The organism is Nocardia sp. JCM 34519.1 (assembly GCF_020361265.1).
GTDB classification, from domain to species: Bacteria; Actinomycetota; Actinomycetes; order Mycobacteriales; family Mycobacteriaceae; genus Nocardia; species Nocardia arthritidis_A.
On sequence record NZ_JAIRBR010000031.1, the window covers coordinates 82559 to 99970 of the forward strand.

Sequence of the window (17412 nt, forward strand, 5' to 3'; positions counted from 1 at the left end):
CACCTGGGATGCAGTGGATTCGGGCCATCCGGCGGCCCCTTCGGACCGGTCGGAAGCCGCCCGCTTCACCGGGTCTGAACAGCGCTTACACCCAGGTGTGGATCCGTTGACCCTCGGAGCGGTGGTCCGGACACTTGGGGCGGTATCGAAAGGCCGCCGCTCGGGCGAGATTTGAAACCGAAGGACCGGCGCGTTTGTGGCGAACGCCCGGATTCGGTGGGTAGGACGACTTCGAGCGAGGAACGATGCCCCAGCGTCGCATGGAATCCGACGAAATGACATACCGCGATGCGGTGGCCGGACCGTTCCCGCTGTCCGCGGCGCAGCGCGGCATCTGGTTCGCCCAGCAGGTGGCGGGCGCCGCGCCGATCTCGATGGCCCAGTACATCGAGATCGATGGCGAGCTGGACCTGGATGTGCTCACCGAGGTGGGGCTGCGGGTCGGCCGCGAATTCGGCACCGGCTATCTGCGGCTGCTCGAGATCGATGGAATCCCTTATCAGCAGGTCGATCCCGAGTTGGCGACCGAACCGGACGTCATCGATCTGCGTGGCGCACCCGATCCGCTCGACGTCGCGCGGGAGTGGATGCGGGCCGACTACACCGCGCCGCTCGACCTGCTGCGCGACCGCCTGGTCCGCGGTGCGGTGCTGCGCGTCGCGGACCGCAAATACCTGTGGTACACCCGGATTCACCACATCGCGCTGGACGGATACGCCGCGGCGACCATGGTCGCGCGGATAGCCGAGCTCTACACCGCGCGGGTGCACGGGGAGCCGGAGCCGCCGTCGCGCGCGCAATGTCTGACGGAGATCGTGGCCGCCGATGCCGCGTACCGGGATTCGGACCGATTCCGGGCCGACCGCGAATACTGGGCGCGACGGCTGGACGGCGCGCCCGCAGCGCCGAGCCTTTCCACCTCGACGGCGCCCGCCGACGCACATCCGTTGCTGGTCAGCGCGACGCTGCCGCAGGAGACCGCCGAACTGCTGGAACGGGTCGCGCGCCAGGCGAATTCGAGCGCGGCGCCGGTGCTGGTCGCGGCCTTCGCCGCCTACCTGTCCCGGATGACCTGTGGCGCTCGGAAATCCGCGCACGACGAGGTGCTGCTGAGCCTGCCGGTCTCGGCGCGCACCACGGCCGCGCTGCGGCGTTCGGGCGGCATGGTGGCGAATGTGGTGCCGCTGCGGATCGGGACGGCCGAAACCACGGTGGGCGAGGCGATTCGCGCCACCCAGCACGAACTCACCGGCGCGCTGCGCAGGCAGCGGTATCGGCAGGAGGACATCCTGCGCGACCTCGGCTTCGCCGCCGACCGGATGGCCGGATTCGGGCCGTCGGTCAACATCATGGCCTTCGACAACAAGGTGGTGCTCGGTACGGCGACGGGGCGGCTGCACGTGCTCACCTCCGGGCTGATCGAGGATCTGTTCGTCAACCTGTATCCCGGAATCGCGGGGGAGAGCACCCATATCGACTTCCAGGCCAATCCGAATCGCTATACCGAATCCGAATTGGCCCGCCATCATCAGCGTTTCGTCGGCTACCTGCACCGGTTCCTGGCAGCGGGTGCGCAGCAACGGGTTTCGGAGATCGAATTGTCGGAACCGGCGGAGCTGGCCGCGCTCGTGCCGGTATCCGGGACGGAATCGGTTGCGCCGGTGACCCTCCCGGAACTGCTGGCGGCCGGTGTCGCGCGGAACCGGGACGGGGTGGCCGTACTGGCCGGAACGGTTGAGCTGACCTATGCCGAACTCGACGCTCGCTCTTCGCGACTCGCGCGGGTGCTGATCGCGCGCGGTGCGGGGCCGGAGACCATGGTCGGGATGGCGATCGGTCGATCGGTCGCATCGGTGCTCGCGGTGTGGGCGGTGGCCAAGACCGGCGCGGCGTTCGTGCCGATCGATCCGGCGCTGCCCGTCGAGCGACTGCGACACATGGTGCGAGATTCCGGCGTTTCGCTCGGGCTCACCGTGGCCGCCGTGCTGTCCGGATTACCCGACGAGGTGGACTGGCTGGTCCTGGACGAGCTCGAAACGCTTTGCGCCGCAGTATCTTCCGATCCGGTGGCGGTGCCGGTTCACCTCGACAACGCCGCCTATGTCATCTACACGTCCGGATCGACGGGAATGCCCAAGGGCGTGGTGGTTTCGCACCGGGGGCTGGCCAATCTGGTCGCGGAATCGCGGGACGCATTGCTGGTCGGCCCGGATTCCCGGGTCGGACACGCGGATTCGCCGAGTTTCGACTCCTCGATCGAGGAGTTGCTCGTCGCCTTCGCGACGGGGGCGACCTCGGTGATCGTGCCGCCGCGGGCGTATGCGGGCGCGGAGTTGGCGGCGGTGCTGCGGGATTCCCGGGTGAACGCGCTGTCCGTCGCACCGGCGGTGCTGGCCACCGTGGATCCGGCGCTGCTGCCCGAGCTGCGGGCCGTCGTGGTCGGCGGTGAGGCCTGCCCGCCGGATCTCGTGGCGCGGTGGGCGAATCGGGTGCGGTTGAGCAACAGTTACGGCCCGACCGAGGTGACGGTCGCCGCCACCTACAGCGCGCCGATGGTCGCGGGTGAGCCGGTCACCATCGGCGGTCCGATGCGCGGGGTCGCGGCGGTGGTGCTCGACCGCGCGCTGCGGCCGATGCCGGTCGGCGCGGTCGGCGAGCTGTATCTGACCGGGCCGGGTGTGGCCCGCGGCTATCTGGGCCGATTCGCGCTCACCGCGGCGCGTTTCGTGGCCGCGCCGTTCGGCGAGCGGATGTATCGCACCGGGGATCTGGTGCGCTGGGTCGTCCGGGGCGAAGGCTACGTTCTGGAGTTCCTCGGGCGCGATGACGCACAGGTGCAGCTGCGCGGGCTGCGTGTCGAACCGGGCGAGGTCGATGGCGGGCTGTTGCGGCATCCTGCTGTGGCACAGGCGTTTACGATGCCGACGGCGACTCCCGCGGGCGGCGCCGTTCTGGTTTCCTATGTCGTCGTCGATCCGGGCGTCGATCCGGACGAGCTGACGAGCTTCGTCGCCGGATTCCTGCCGGAGCACCTGGTGCCCGCCGCGATCGTGCCGGTCGCGGAATTCCCGCTCACCACCGCGGGCAAAATCGACCGCGCGGCCCTGCCCGCACCGGATTTCACCGTCCGCGAGCGCATTTCGCACGCACCGGCGACCGAACGCGAACGGCTGATCGCCGTTCTGTTCGCCGAGGTGCTCGGCATCGATTCGGTGGGAGCCGACGACAGTTTCTTCGCACTCGGCGGGGACAGCATCGTCTCGGTGCAGCTGGTGGCCCGCGCCAAGGCCGCGGGCATCGCCTTCGGCGCGCGAGATGTGTTCGAGCGCAAGACCGTTGCCGGATTGGCCGCCGTTGCCACCGATATCGCGGCGGCCGCGCCGGTACTCGATGAGCTGCCGGGCGGCGGCATCGGCCCGATGCGCCCACTGCCCATCGCCGAAAGTCTGCTCGCTCACGGTCATTTCGATAGATTCGCGCAGGCGATGCTGGTGGAGCTGCCGGTCGGCATCGACGAGCCGACCCTCGTCGCCACTCTGCAAGCGGTCATCGATCGGCATGACATGCTGCGGGCACGGCTCGATAGAAACGGCGACGGATGGACGCTCAACGCTCGCCCTGTCGGCGCTGTCCGGGCTGAATCCATGCTGTGGCATGCGCATCTCGGCGTTCCCGTGTGTGCCGCGCTGACTGCCGATCTGGACCCGCGCACCGCGTCCGCGATCATCGGAGCGGACATTTCCGAGGCCGAATTGGTCGAGCGGGAATTGGCGGCCGCAGCCGACCTGCTGGACCCGCGCTCGGGGGTGGTGTCGCGCGCGGTGTGGCTGGATCGTGGTGCGGGACAGCCGGGTTCGCTGTGGTTGGTGCTGCATCACCTGGTGGTGGACGGGGTTTCCTGGCGGATTCTGCTGCCGGATCTGTTGACCGCGTGGGGGCAGGTGTCGGCCGGGCGCGCGCCTGAACTGATGGATGTCGGCACCTCGGCGCGGCGCTGGGCGCAGGCGCTGGTCGACGAGGCGGTGCGGCCGCAACGGGTCGCCGAGCGTCCGTTCTGGGAACGCACGCTCGACGGTGCGGAGACGAGCCTCGGTGTGCGGCAGCTCGATCCCGCGATCGACACCGTCGCAACCATGGGGCGCATCGACATTCAGGTGCCCGCCGAGATAACCACCGCCGTACTCGGCACTCTTGTGGAGCGCTTCCACGGTGGTGCGAACGATATGTTGCTGACGGCGTTGGCGCTGGCAGTCGCCCGATGGCGGCGGGAGCGCGAGGTGGGGCATGATCGTGCGGACTATGCGATCGCCGGAACACCGGTACCCTGCTCGGTTGCCGCGCTGGCGGATCATGGGCGCGAGCGGCATGCGATCGGTGGGGGAGCGCCGGTGCCGCGTTTGGTTGTCGCGCTGGAGGGTCACGGGCGTGAGGAGCATGTGGGGCAGGGGATTTCGGCCCATGCCGAGCTCAGCCGGACAGTCGGCTGGTTCACCACTGTCTTCCCGGTCGGGCTCGATCTCACCGGAATCGATATCGACGAGGCGTTCGCGGGCGGTTCCGCGGCCGGACGGGCGATCAAGCTGATCAAGGAACAGCTGCGCACGGTGCCGGACAACGGGATCGGGTATGGCCTGCTGCGCCATCTGAATCCGGTGACGGCGCCGGTGCTCGCCGAGCGGCCCGCGCCGCAGCTGGGTTTCAACTATCTCGGCCGGGTGCGGGCGGAGTTCACCGGGCCATGGCTGCCGAGCCGGGAAAGGTCCGGTGCGGCAACGCCGTTCGCGGTCACCCAGGATCCGGCGATGCCGCTGCCCGCTGTGCTCGACGTGAACGCGCTGACCGACGGCGACCAGCTGCGGGCCACCTGGACGTATGCCGGACTGATCGTCACCGAGGAGGAGGTGGCGGCGCTGGCGCGGCTGTGGGTTGCCGCGCTGCGCGCACTGGCCCGGCACGCCGAATCCGCCGCCGCGGGCGGGCACACCCCGTCGGATTTCCCGCTCGTCGCGACCGCGCAGGGCGATATCGACGGCTGGGAGCGCCGGTATCCGGCGCTCACCGAGGTGTGGCCGCTGTCCCCGCTGCAGTTCGGTCTGTACTTCCACGCCGGCCTCGCCGCGGGCGCGGATACCTACCTGGTGCAGACCGTGCTGTCGCTGTCCGGAACCGTCGACCGAGCCCGGCTGCGGCGCGCCGCCACCGCGCTGCTGATCCGGCACGACAGTCTCCGGACGGCATTCGCGCTCACCGACGACGGGCCGAGGCAGCTCGTTGTCGGTGAGGGCAAAATACCCTGGCGTTTCAGCGAAATCGCCGACGCGGACGCCTACGCCGAACTGCTGGCCGCCGACGCGGCGACGCCATTCGACCTGACCGAGCCGCCGCTGCTGCGCCTGCACCTGATCCGGATCGGCGCGGACGCCTACCGCCTGCTGCTGACCAACCATCACATCCTGCTCGACGGCTGGTCGACACCGCTGCTCGTACAGGAGCTGTTGACCCTCTACGCGACCGACGGCGACGCGAGCGCCCTGCCGCCCGCACCGTCCTACCGCGATTTCCTCGCCTGGCTGGCCGCCCAGGACCGCGCAGCCGCGGAAACCGCCTGGGCGCGTGCGCTTTCCGGCATCGACGCGCCGACGCTCGCCGCCGCGACACCCGTCCCGGGTGCGCCCGCCGGTGCGATCACCACGGTGATCGACGCGGAAACCGTTGCGGCCGTGCGGGATGTGGTCCGCGATAGCGGCGCGACGCTGAATACCGCAGTGCAGGTGGCGTGGGCGCTCATCCTGCGCGCCAGGACCGGTCGCGATGACGTGGTATTCGGCGGTACCGTCGCAGGCCGCCCGCCGCAGCTGGCCGGTGTCGAGCAGACCATCGGGTTGTTCATCAACACCGTCCCGGTCCGGGTGCGCCTGGCCCCCGGGCTGACCGTCACCGAACTGCTGCGCCGCACTCGCGCCGCGCAAACCGAACTGCTCGACCATCAGCATCTCGGGCTCGCGGATATTCAGCGCGCCGCCGGGCTCGGCGAATTATTCGATACGGCAACGGTATTCGAGTCCTATCCGGTGGACCGCGACGCCTTGGCCGCCATGCCGGATATCGCCGGGATGCGGGTGCTCGACGTGACCGGCGCCGACGGTACCCCTTATCCGCTGAGCCTTCAGGTCATGCCGCACCGGGGTGCTGGAGGTTCTTCGGAGGAGACCCTGCATGTGACGCTCAAATACCAGGCCGGTGTGCTCGACGCGGAGTCCGCGACCGCACTGCTGGATCGCTTCGCGGCGCTGCTGGCCCGGATCGGTAGTATCGACGCCGAAACCCGTGTCGTCGCACTGGAACCCGCCGGACCGGCTGTCATCACCGGTCCCGCCGCCCCGGCGCAACGTACCTTGCCGGAACTGCTCGCCGCTTCGGTCGCGGCGTATCCGGATGCCGTCGCGCTCTCGCACAACGACATCCGGCTGACGTATCGCGAACTCGATCGCCGGGGAAATCGTTTGGCCAGGTTGCTGCTCGAACGCGGTGTCGGCCCGGAGGACCGGGTGCTGCTCGCCCTGCCCCGCTCGATCGATTCGGTGGTCGCGGTGTGGGCGGTCGCCAAGTCCGGTGCGGCCTTCGTCCCGGTGGATCCCGGCCATCCGGCCGACCGCATCGCCAACGTGGTCGCGGACGCGCACGCCGGAATCGGCCTGACGGTCGACGGCAGCCGCGCCAACCTGCCCGCGACCGTGGACTGGCTGGTGCTGGACGACGTTGCCACCGTTGCCGATTCGCTGAGCCGGTCCGCCGGTCCGATCACCGATATCGAACGCGGTGCGCCGATCCGCCTCGACCAGACCGCCTACCTGATCTACACCTCCGGCTCCACCGGCAGGCCGAAGGCGGTGCAGCTCGGTCACCGTGGCCTGGCCGGAGTTGTCGCCGCGCAGCGTGATTCGTTGCACACCGGACCGGATGCCCGGGTGCTGCACGTCGCGTCGCCGAGCTTCGACGCGTCGGTCTTCGAAATGCTGCTCGCCCACGTGCACGGCGGGCGGCTGGTGGTAGCGAGCCCGGATGTGTACGCCGGTGCGGCACTGGAGGATCTGCTGCGTGCCGAGGGCGTCACGCACACGGTGATCACCCCGTCGGCGCTGGCGACCATGGAACCGGAGCGGCTGCCGGATCTGCGGCTGCTCGCCGTCGCGGGTGAGGCCTGCGGGCCGGAGCTGGTGGCCAAGTGGGCGCCGGGCCGCCGCATGCGGAATCTGTACGGGCCGAGCGAATTCACCATCTGGGCCACCGGAAGCGCCCCGCTGACGGCGGGCGAATCGATCACCATCGGCGGGCCGATCCACGGCGCGACCGCCCTGGTTCTCGATGACTGGTTGCGCCCGGTCCCCGCGGGCGCGGTCGGCGAGCTATACCTGGCCGGACCGGCGCTGGCCCGCGGCTACCTCGGCCGGTTCGGTTTGACCGCAGGGCGTTTCGTCGCCGATCCGTTCGGCGGGCCGGGTGAGCGCATGTATCGCACCGGTGACCTGGTGCGCAGGCCGTCGGACGGCGGCGCGCTGGAATACCTGGGCCGCAGCGACTTCCAGGTGAAGATCCGGGGCTTGCGGGTCGAACTCGGCGAAATCGACAGCGCCCTCACGGGTCTCGCGGATATCGACTTCGCGGTCACGGTCGGGCACGCGGTCGAGACGAGCGGTACGACGCTGGTTTCCTATGTGTTGCCCGCGCCCGGCGCGCGGGTGGACACCGACCTGGCGCGTGAACAGCTCGCGGCCACCCTGCCCTCCTACATGGTGCCCTCGGCAATCATTGTGCTGGACAGCATTCCGATGACGCCGGTCGGCAAGCTCGACCGTGCCGCGCTGCCAGCGCCCGGTCCGGCCGCGCGCCGGACCCACCGCGCCCCGCGCACACCGCGGGAGCGGGCGATCGTCGAGGTGTTCGCCGAGGTGCTGGGCGTCGAGGGGATCGGCATCGACGACTCCTTCTTCGAGCTGGGCGGAAACTCCCTGCTCGCAACGAAAGTCGTGAGCAGGTTGCACGCGACCCGGTCCGTCGCGGTCGGTCTGCGCGACCTGTTCGACGCACCGACCGCCGCGCGGTTGGCCGCCGTGCATACCGAAGAGCGCAGCGCGCGTCCGCCATTGCGTCGCTACGAGCGTTCCGGCGCGGCCCCCTTGTCGCTCGCACAGCGGCGGATGTGGTTCCTGAACCGGCTCGACACCGATTCCGGCGCGTACAACATGCCGATCGCGCTGCGCCTCACCGGCGAATTGGATCTGGCCGCACTGCGCTCGGCAATTGCCGACCTGGTGGCGCGGCACGAGGTATTGCGCACCGTGTATCCGGAGACGGAGCAGGGTCCGGTACAGGTGGTCCGGCCCGCCGCCGAAGTCGAACTGCCCGTTCGCGAGGTCACCGAAGCCGTTGCCGAACACTGTGTCCGGGAAATGGCGATGGCGCCGTTCGATGTGACGGCCGAGGTTCCGGTGCGCGGTGCGGTGCTGCGGCTCGGCCCGCGCGAGCATGTACTGGTGCTGGTGCTGCATCACATCGCCGGTGACGGTTGGTCGTTCACCCCGCTGGCCCGTGATATCGCCGTCGCCTATGCGGCCCGCGCCGCCGCGACCGCACCGGAGTGGACGCCGCTGCCGGTCCAGTACGCCGATTTCGCGCTCTGGCAACGTGATCTGCTCGGCTCGGCGGACGACCCGGCATCGGTCGCGGCACAACAGCTCACGTTCTGGCGGCAGGAACTGGCCGGCCTGCCCGGCTATCTGCCGCTGCCCACCGATCGCCCGCGCCCGCGGGTGCTCGGGACGCGCGGTGGCCGCATACCCTTCGAACTGGATGCGGCCACCCATGCCGCGCTGGCGGAACTGGCACGCGCCCACAATGTTTCGCTGTTCATGCTGCTGCACTCGCTGTTCGCGGTGCTGCTGGCCCGGCTGTCGGGCACCGCGGACATTGCCGTCGGCACCCCGGTGGCCGGGCGCGGCGCACCCGAATTGGACGATCTCGTCGGCATGTTCGTGAACACCGTGGTGTTCCGCACCGAGGTGCGGGCGGATCGATCGTTCATCGAACTGCTCACCGATATCCGGGAGCGCGACCTGCGCGCGCTGGCCAACACCGATGTGCCGTTCGAACAGTTGGTGGAGGCGCTGGACCCGGTCCGGTCCACCGCATGGCATCCGCTGTATCAGGTGGCCTTCTCGTTCGAGAACCTCGCACCCACCCGATTCGCGCTGCCCGGGCTGGAATTCGCGGCAGTGGATATCGAAACCGGGATCTCCCAGTTCGATCTGCACCTGCATATCGCCGAACAACTCGACGATTCCGGCGCGCCGGACGGTATCGACGGCCACTTCGACTATGCCGCCGAGCTTTTCGACGAGGACACGGTTACCGGATTCGGCGCGGCGCTGCATCGGGCCGTCCGGGCGGTGCTCGCCGATCCGCGGGTTCGCGTCGGCGCGATCGACCTGTTCGACTCACCGGCCGAGCAGGCAGCGCTGACGGCGCGAAATCTGGCTGACGGCAACCGGATTCCGGTCCGCCGCCGTTCCGGGGTCTTCCGGCCCGCCGGGACGGATATCGAGCGTGCGGTGGCCGAGGCGTACGCCGGGGTGCTCGACATCGATCCGGCCGGAATCGGTCTGGACGACGATTTCTTCGCGCTCGGCGGCAATTCGCTCAGCGCGGTGCGCGCGGTACGCGCCCTGCGCGAGGCGCTCGGTGCCGAGGTGGCGGTGCTGGCCATATTCGCCGATTCGACGGTCGGTGGGCTGGCCGAGAAGATCTGCGCGGGTACGGCGGGTGCGGCCGAACGCCGTGCCGCGCGCTCCGCGCTGGACGTGCTGCTGCCGATCCGTCCGGTCGCGAATCCCGAACTGCCGCCGCTGTTCTGCGTCGCCCCCGCTTCCGGACTCGCCTGGAGCTACTCCGGCCTCGCCGCGCACCTCGAGCCGGAGCGCCCGGTCTATGGGTTGCAGGCGCCCGAATTATCGGGCACTGCAGGCGAACTCGCGCCGAGCACGATTCGCGAGTACGCGCGCAGGTATGTGCGCGAGATCCGCGAGGTAGCACCGCACGGACCGTACGAACTGCTCGGGTGGTCGTTCGGTGGCTTCGTCGCGCACGAGATCGCCGCCCGGCTGCGGCGCGCGGGCGAATCGGTGCGGCTGACCCTGCTCGACGCGGATCTCGCCGCGCGGCAGGTGGATTCGCCCGAACCGTGGACACCCGGCGAATTCGTGCACGCCTTCGGACCGGTGTTCGGCGTGCACACCGATTCGCCGGAGCTGACCGCCGACGCCGCGGCGGCGACCATCCGCGCGACGCTGGCCGGCGCGCTCGACGTCACCGCCGCCGACCTGATCCGGCTCACCGACTCCTACAACGCGGCGGTCCGGATGGTGCCCGGCTATCGGCCGTCCCGCTACGACGGCGACCTGATCTTCTTCGCCGCGGCATACGAGCCGGACGGTACGCCGAAGACCGACCCGGATGCGGCCGCCCAGCGGTGGCGGCCGCATGTCACCGGCGCGATCACCACCTACCCGCTGCCGGTCGCCCACGATGAGATGACCGCGCCGCGCGCGCTGCCGGAAATCGGCAGGGTGCTGGCGGAGCACGCGCGGCTGGACCGTCCGGAGCTGCGTGCGACATGCTGAAAGGACCTGGATCGCCGGATTCCGGCGGGGAAGTCGAGCACCATGGACGGGTGCGGACGAACGGCGGCGGGATGAGCATCGGGATGCGGGCCGAGGTGCTGGTCGACGCGCCCGCACCGCGCACGGCCACCCTGGCGCAGTGGTGGGTGCTGACGCGCAGGCTGATCCGCCCGTCGCTGCGCAACGGCGAGGTGATCACCGCGTTGCTCGCGCCGACCATCTTCACCGTCGGTTTCTATGTCCCGCTGAACCTGGTGATGTCGTTATACGGGCACGGACTCAGTAGCTACGCACAGTTCCTGATGCCGATGATCGTGATGCAGGCGGTGGCGTTCTGTGCCATCTCGGCCTCGTTCCGGGCCGCGGTCGACGCCAGGGACGGGCTGAACCTGCGCTTCGGGTCGCTGCCGATGGCTGCGGTGATCCCGCTCGCCGCCCGGCTGACGGCGGCGCTGTACCGGGTCGGGATCGCATTGGCCGCCGCGCTGGTATGCGGCCGGGTGATCGGTTTTCGCTTCTACGGAACCTGTTGGGACACAGTGGGATTCATCGGGTTCGCGCTGTTGATCGGGTTGGCGCTCTGCTTGGGCGCCGATCTGCTCGGCAGTCTCTCCAAGAGTCCCGAGGCCACGACGCAGGCGCTCATCCTGCCGCAGCTGATACTCGGCATGGTGTCCACCGGATTCGCGCCCGCTCACCAATTCCCGACGTGGATACAGGCTTTCGCGCGCAACCAGCCGGTATCGCAATTCGTCTACGGGCTGCGCGCATTGGCCGGTGATTCCACACCCAATGCGGGCGCGGTGGATTGGCCGATCATGGGTCCGGCGCTGGCCTGGCCGCTCGGTCTGGCACTGGTTTTCGGCGCCGCCGCCGTCGTGGTCTCGCTCAGGAGGTCGGCATGACCGAGGTAGCCACGCCCGCCGAATTCGGCCTGCCCGTGGTCTCCGGCCGCACCGAAACGCTGCGGCTGTTGTTCCCGCAGACAATGATCCAGACCAAGCGGCTGCTGATCCGCTGGTGGCGTGATCCGCTCACCGTCATCCAGTCGCTGGTATTCCCGGCGCTGCTGCTGATCATGCTGAATATCGTGCTGGGACGCCAGATTTCGGCGTTCTCCGGGGCGAGCGCGCTGTACGGGTCGGTGCCGATGGTCGCACTGGTCGGCGTGATGTCCGGGTCGCTGGCCGGTGCGATCACCCTGGGCCGGGAACGCGACGCCGGACTGCTGGCGCGATTCTGGGTGCTTCCGGTGCACCGCGCGTCGGGCCTGGCGGCGCGGATCGTGGCCGAGGGCGTGCGGATCCTGCTGTGCACCGTGGTGCTTTTCGTGGTCGGCGTCGCGCTCGGGTTCCGGTTCCGGCAGGGTCTGCTCGCGGGTGTCGCGCTGTTCGGGGTGCCGCTGCTGTTCGGACTCGGCTTCGCGACCATGGTCACCGCGATCGCCGTATTCAGCGCGAAAGCCGCTCTGGTCGAGGCGGTTTCGCTCGGATCATCGATCCTGATGTTCTTCAGCAGCGGATTCGTTCCGCTGCCCGCCTACCCGGGCTGGGCGCGGCCGATCGTGGCGCATCAGCCGATGAGCTATGCCATCGACGCGATGCGCGGGCTCTCGCTCGGCGGTCCGGTGCGCGGGCCACTGCTCGTCACGGTCGCCTATTCCCTCGGCGCCATAGTGGTTTTCGCGATTCCGGCGGCGGTGGGGTACGGGCGGGCCAGCCGCACTTAACGCAATCCCTTCGCGGCCTCGGTGATCAGCTCCATCGAATCGCGCGGGCTCAGCGCCATGGCCCGCAACTGGTCGAACATCACGCCGAAGCGCCGGATCTCCGGGTGGCCCTCGATCAGCTCGTCACCCGCGATGCCCTCGACGTACACCAGTTCCGGATCGGCCGGATCGTGGAAGTCGAGCAGGGTGAACGCACCGGTCATGGCGGGATGCGCGCCCGCGCCGAACGGCAGGATCTGCAGAATCACGTTCTTGCGCTTGGTTTCCTGGAGCAGGCGGTCCAGTTGGCCGCGCATCACCGTCGGACCGCCGACCACCCGCCTGATGGCCGCCTCGTCCATCACCACCCAGAGTTCGAGCGCGTCCTCCTTGGTCAGCACGCCGGCCCGGTCCATTCTGGCCCGCGCCCGCTGCTCGAGCACCGAGGCCTCCAATTTCGGCATGGCCGTGTCGATTACCGCCATGGCGTACTGCTCGGTCTGCAAAAGCCCTGGGATGAACGAGGTTTCGAAGTGCCGCGCGGACAGCGCCTCGGCTTCGAAATTGATGTACGCGGCGTACACCTCCGACAGGCTGCCCTCGTACGGACGCGACATACCGGGCCTGAGCGCGTCGGTGAGCAGTTGCAGCGCGTCGCTGCGCTGCTGTTCGGTGACGCCGTAGAGGTCGAGCATCGCCATCAGCGTGCGCCGCTGCGGCCTGGCCTGCGCGGTTTCGATGCGATACAGCGTGGTGACGTTGATCCCGGTCTTCCCGCTGACCTCTTCTTTGCTGAGCCCGGCGTGTTCGCGCAGCTCGAACAGCTGCGCCGCCAGCCGGCGCAACCGGACCGTGAGGACGGTGCGCTTACCTGCCATGCCATCAGAGACTATCGCACCGGCCCGGCCGCCATGAGCGGTTCACCTCGCCGTATTCGGACATCTGTGCGGTCGGCCGAGCCGGTAGCCGGACATATCGGCGAATTACGCACTGGGTCAGCGCTATTGGCGATTCGGCCGGAGCGGTCCGGTGGTTCGGACGGCGTCGTCGTAAGGTCGCAGGTATGCGCTCGCGGCCGTTGACCCTGCTCCATGACGAACTCGTCGATTACGAGAAGGCGATGGAGCGGATGGTCGCGCTGGTCGATCAGCGCCAACGCGGTGCGCTGCCGGATACGCTGTGGCTGCTCAGCCATCCGCAGGTGTACACCGTCGGCCGGCGCACGCCGGCCGCGCATCTGCCGGATCCGGCCCACGACATTCCGGTGATCGAGACGACCCGCGGCGGGCAGCTCACCTACCACGGACCGGGCCAACTGGTCGGTTATTTGATTGTTCGGCTCGGTCCGGGCGAGGGCGTCGTGGACTATATCCGCGAGGTCGAACACCGCCTGATCGATGCGCTCGGCGCACTCGGCCTCGCGGCCGAGCGCCGGGATACGCCGCCCGGTTCCGAACTGCTCACCGGTGTGTGGACCAGGGCGAGTGGCCGGAAGATCGTATCGATCGGGATGCGGCAGAGCCGCGGTGTCACCAGCCATGGTTTCGCCATGAATGTCGACGGAGATCTGGAGCCCTGGCACTGGGCCGTGGCCTGCGGGCTGCCCGATGTCGATATGACCTCGGTGGCCCGTGAACTGGGCGCGGCGAATATGGACGAGGTGCGGCGCACGGTGGCGGCCGCATTCGAGGCTTCGGAATCTATCGAGGTCGACGATCAGCCGTCGAGCTGATCGGCGGGCAGTGGGGCCCAGAGGCGGTCGGCGTCGCCCGCGACGAGTCGGTCGCGGTAGATGTCGATCTTGTGGTCGATGAGCGCCAGATTGTCTTGCAGCTCAGCTATTTTGGCGATCACCGCGGCCCGGTGCGCCTCCATCAGCTCCAGCCGCTGTGCCTCGTTGCCGCGGCCCGCGGTGACGAGTTCGGCGTAGCGCCGGATGTCCCTGATGGGCATGCCGGTGGCGCGCAGCCGGGTGCAGATGGTGATCCACTCCAGGTCGAGCCGACGGTAGCGGCGCCTGCCGCCCGCCGTTCGATCGATCTCGGTGACGACCAGGCCCGCGCGCTCGTAATAGCGCAGGGTGTGCACACTGACCCCGGTGCGGTGGGCGGCCTCGGCGATGCTGAGGCCTTCGGCGGGAATCGGCTGCTGCTTGACTTCGAGCACGCTCTAAATCCTAGCGTCATGGCGAACCTGCACTAGGAGATGAAATGAACTCAGTGAAATCCGCCCTCATCACCGGCGCGACCGGCGGCCTCGGGTACGCCATGGCGGTCGCCCTGGCGGACAATGGAATTCGTGTCGCGGTGACCGGCCGCGATCCCGAGCGGGCCCGGCTGGTCGCCGAAAAACTGCCAGGCGCAATCGGTTTGGGTATGGATGTGCGGGACGAGGCTTCGGTGGCGGCGGCCGTCGATGAGGCTTGGGAGCGGTTCGGCGGTATCGATATGCTCGTCAACAACGCCGGAATAGGTATGCGGACAATAGATCCCGGATTCCTGGTCCGGCCGCACGGGTTCTGGAATATCGCGCCCGCGGCCTTCCGGGATCTGGTGGAGACCAATCTGACCGGCTACTTCTTGGTGGCGCGGGAGATGACGCCGCGCATGCTCGCGGCCGGGACCGGGCGGATCGTGAACGTGTCGGTCAACCACATGTCGATGCTCCGGGCCGGATTCGCGCCGTACGGACCGTCGCGGGCCGGGACCGAATCGCTGTCGCGGATCATGGCGGCCGAACTCGCCGACACCCCGGTCCGGGTCAATATCCTGTTGCCGGGCAGTGCGACTCGCACCGGCATGTTCCCGGACGAGGTGCCCGACGGGCTGCCGGTGCTGGAACCGGAGGTGATGGGACCGTCCATCGTCTGGCTGGCCTCGGATGCGGCCGCGGAGGTGCACAACGAGCGGATCACCGCGATGTCGTTCGAGGAGTGGCTCGCGGAATACCATCGGGTTTCGTGATCAATGCCAGCCGGCGAAGCGGCCGACCGCGAGGAAGGCCGCCACGGCGATCAAGGTGAAATTGATCGGGAGCACCTGGTATTCGCCGCGCCGGAAATGTAAAGTCGCGGCGCCGCACTGCAATACGGCCAGGCAGGCGGCGGCGATCGGGGTGAATATCGCGGCGATACCCGTGGCCTGCGGCAGGACGACACCGGCGGCGCCGAGTATCTCCGCGCCGCCGATCGCCTTGATCGCCGGCGCCGAAAAGGCCGCGACACCACCGAATTTCGGGTTCTCGGCCAGTTTTTCCTTCGGCGTCACCAGCGCCATCGTGCCCGCGGGCACATAGATGATCGCCAGTACGCCTGCCGCGATCCACAATGCGAGGTTCATAATGCCCTTTTCGATCAGCGGTGACCGGACACTGCGCGCCGGTTGATTCGGACCCCAGTGTGCGACCAGCGGTTGGTTTTTCGGGTCCGTTTCCGTCCGATGCGGTGAAGGTGGTCCTGTTGCCCGCACCGTTCCATTCGAGCAGCGCAGTCGGCTTGTTAGGATCGGCGCAGATAGCAGGGAGGTGCGGTGTCGAACAGTGGACGCGCGCCCCGCGGGGTCGATCCGTACAAGCCGAACTCGGCGCGGGCATACAACTACATGCTTGGCGGCAAGGACAATTACGAGGCGGACCAAGAGTACGCCCGTCGTGTGCTGGCGGTCGCGCCCGATTCCCGAATTCTGGCACAGGCGAGCCGCAGCTTTCTGATCAAGGGCGTTCGCATGGCGGCCGAGGCGGGCGTGCGTCAGTTCATCGATCTCGGTGCGGGCATTCCGACCTCGCCGAGCGTGTACGAGGTCGCGCAGGAGCGCGACCCGTCGGCGCAGATCGTGTGCGTCGACAACGACCCGGTCGTGTACATGCACTGCACCGCGTCGCTGTCCGGATTGCCGGGTGTCACACCGATACTCGCGGACGTCCGCGATCCCGATGAGCTCATCGGGCGATTGCGCGACGACGAACTGATCGATTTCGACAAGCCGGTCGCGGTGCTGCTGGTCGGCGTCCTGCACTTCGTCATGGATGCCGCGGACCCGGCCGGGATCATCGCCCGCTTCCGCGAGGCCATGGTGCCCGGCAGCTATTTCGTGGTCACTCATGTCTCCGACGAATCCGACCCCGTATTCGTCGAACAGGCCAGGGCGGCCATCGAGGACAGCCCGATACAGGTCACGTACCGCTCCAGGAGCAAGTTGACAAGCTACCTGGACGGCTTCGAAATCCTCGACCCCGGTGTGGTTCGCATCCAGGAATGGCTCGACGAGCCCGACTTCACCTCCCGCGCGGTGATAGTCGGCTGCGTCTGCCGCAAACCTTAGGCGGATCTACTCATCGGTCGCCGCACCGAACCCCATCCGGGCACGGGGTCGAGCGCATGTTCCCGTGGAACGACACAGGACCCGTTGGCGGGCTTTGGCTTGGGGGCAGCGGCCCGATAACCGGTAGTAGGCGCATGCAGCAGAGTGGACCCAGGTCAGGCCCGTTGTAGTCCAACGCCAGCAATCCGCCGATGACAAGGGACAGTGCCGCAGCCCCACCAGCTATCGGGCGTAGCAGCCTCAGCCGTTCTCGCCGTACGTTCATCTCGCAGTCCCGCCATCGCCCTGTATCGGCTGAATCGCGCTGTTGGTCAACGCGTTACGCCGAAAATGAGTTGAACCGAAAACCGGGCTCCGGCACCATGACAACTAGTTGTGGGACTACTGGCATCGAGGGGAGATCGGATATGCGATATCTCGGTTCTCATCCGCTCGACCGGTCGCGCTGAAACGCCGCGCCGTCGAGCACCGGGGCGGCGCCGACGTTGGAGAGTCGGGCTCGGCTGTAAACCGAGCGCATTGCTGAGTGGGTTCGAATCCCGCGCGCCCCACTCGATCGAAGGCGTGTCCTGCTCGGCGGGTGCGCCTTCGCTGGGGTCGATCATCGTCGTGTTTTGTGGGGGCCGAGCCCCCACGCCCCCCGGGGGGGGGGGGGGCGGGCCCCCCCCCCCCCCCCGGGGGGGGCGCGGGGTGGGGGCGGGGGAGGGCG

9 protein-coding genes and 1 tRNA gene are annotated in these 17412 nt (G+C 68.6%); 7 read left to right on the forward strand and 3 right to left on the reverse strand.

Translation table 11 applies throughout. The annotated features are described in order from the left end of the window. The first annotated feature begins 275 nt into the window (after window positions 1-275). The 3 genes from LGY53_RS40960 (at window position 276) to LGY53_RS40970 (ending at window position 12405) form a co-directional block, all read left to right on the forward strand. Complete coding sequence (locus LGY53_RS40960) at window positions 276-10676, forward strand: non-ribosomal peptide synthetase (protein ID WP_225732062.1); 10401 nt, start codon at window positions 276-278, stop codon at window positions 10674-10676. A gap of 83 nt (window positions 10677-10759) precedes the next feature. Next, a complete protein-coding gene (locus LGY53_RS40965; RefSeq protein WP_225732071.1) occupies window positions 10760-11581 on the forward strand; it encodes an ABC transporter permease in 822 nt (273 codons plus the stop codon). Continuing rightward, window positions 11578-12405 carry an ABC transporter permease gene (locus LGY53_RS40970; protein WP_225732063.1) on the forward strand — a complete coding sequence of 276 codons (828 nt, stop codon included), beginning with the start codon at window positions 11578-11580 and terminating at the stop codon, window positions 12403-12405. Before LGY53_RS40965 ends, LGY53_RS40970 begins: the two co-directional genes overlap by 4 nt. On the opposite strand, the gene LGY53_RS40975 is transcribed toward LGY53_RS40970, so the two are convergent. Then, window positions 12402-13262 carry a helix-turn-helix transcriptional regulator gene (locus tag LGY53_RS40975; protein ID WP_225732064.1) on the reverse strand — a complete coding sequence of 287 codons (861 nt, stop codon included), beginning with the start codon at window positions 13260-13262 and terminating at the stop codon, window positions 12402-12404. The two genes, LGY53_RS40970 and LGY53_RS40975, sit on opposite strands and share 4 nt — an antisense overlap. 185 nt (window positions 13263-13447) lie before the next feature. Between LGY53_RS40975 and lipB the strand changes: the two genes are divergently transcribed. Next, on the forward strand, window positions 13448-14116 hold the full coding sequence (gene lipB / locus LGY53_RS40980) for a lipoyl(octanoyl) transferase LipB (protein ID WP_225732065.1): 669 nt from the start codon (window positions 13448-13450) through the stop codon (window positions 14114-14116). Here lipB and LGY53_RS40985 read toward each other — a convergent pair. Continuing rightward, on the reverse strand, window positions 14101-14550 hold the full coding sequence (locus tag LGY53_RS40985) for a MerR family transcriptional regulator (RefSeq protein WP_225732066.1): 450 nt from the start codon (window positions 14548-14550) through the stop codon (window positions 14101-14103). The genes lipB and LGY53_RS40985 overlap by 16 nt on opposite strands. A gap of 44 nt (window positions 14551-14594) precedes the next feature. Between LGY53_RS40985 and LGY53_RS40990 the strand changes: the two genes are divergently transcribed. Further along, window positions 14595-15347, forward strand: coding sequence for an SDR family NAD(P)-dependent oxidoreductase (locus LGY53_RS40990; RefSeq protein WP_225732067.1), 753 nt, complete (start codon window positions 14595-14597; stop codon window positions 15345-15347). On the opposite strand, the gene LGY53_RS40995 is transcribed toward LGY53_RS40990, so the two are convergent. Then, window positions 15348-15722, reverse strand: a complete 375-nt coding sequence (locus tag LGY53_RS40995) for a DoxX family protein (RefSeq protein WP_225732068.1) — start codon at window positions 15720-15722, stop codon at window positions 15348-15350. It abuts the gene before it with no gap. A 189-nt stretch (window positions 15723-15911) separates the two neighbouring features. On the opposite strand from LGY53_RS40995, the gene LGY53_RS41000 reads away from it, so the two are divergent. Then, window positions 15912-16703 (forward strand): SAM-dependent methyltransferase, encoded by a 792-nt coding sequence (locus LGY53_RS41000; protein ID WP_225732069.1) that lies wholly within the window; start codon window positions 15912-15914, stop codon window positions 16701-16703. Window positions 16704-17173: 470 nt separating this feature from the next. Next, window positions 17174-17254 (forward strand) — tRNA-Tyr (locus tag LGY53_RS41005). The last annotated feature ends 158 nt before the right edge of the window (window positions 17255-17412 follow it).

Excerpts from the sequence above, each read along its gene's own strand:
- LGY53_RS40960 (WP_225732062.1), top strand. The coding sequence starts at position 276 with ATGACATACCGCGATGCGGTGGCCGGACCGTTCCCGCTGTCCGCGGCG.
- LGY53_RS40965 (WP_225732071.1), top strand. The coding sequence starts at position 10,760 with ATGCGGGCCGAGGTGCTGGTCGACGCGCCCGCACCGCGCACGGCCACC.
- LGY53_RS40970 (WP_225732063.1), top strand. The coding sequence starts at position 11,578 with ATGACCGAGGTAGCCACGCCCGCCGAATTCGGCCTGCCCGTGGTCTCC.
- LGY53_RS40975 (WP_225732064.1), bottom strand. The coding sequence starts at position 13,262 with ATGGCAGGTAAGCGCACCGTCCTCACGGTCCGGTTGCGCCGGCTGGCG.
- lipB (WP_225732065.1), top strand. The coding sequence starts at position 13,448 with ATGCGCTCGCGGCCGTTGACCCTGCTCCATGACGAACTCGTCGATTAC.
- LGY53_RS40990 (WP_225732067.1), top strand. The coding sequence starts at position 14,595 with ATGAACTCAGTGAAATCCGCCCTCATCACCGGCGCGACCGGCGGCCTC.
- LGY53_RS40995 (WP_225732068.1), bottom strand. The coding sequence starts at position 15,722 with ATGAACCTCGCATTGTGGATCGCGGCAGGCGTACTGGCGATCATCTAT.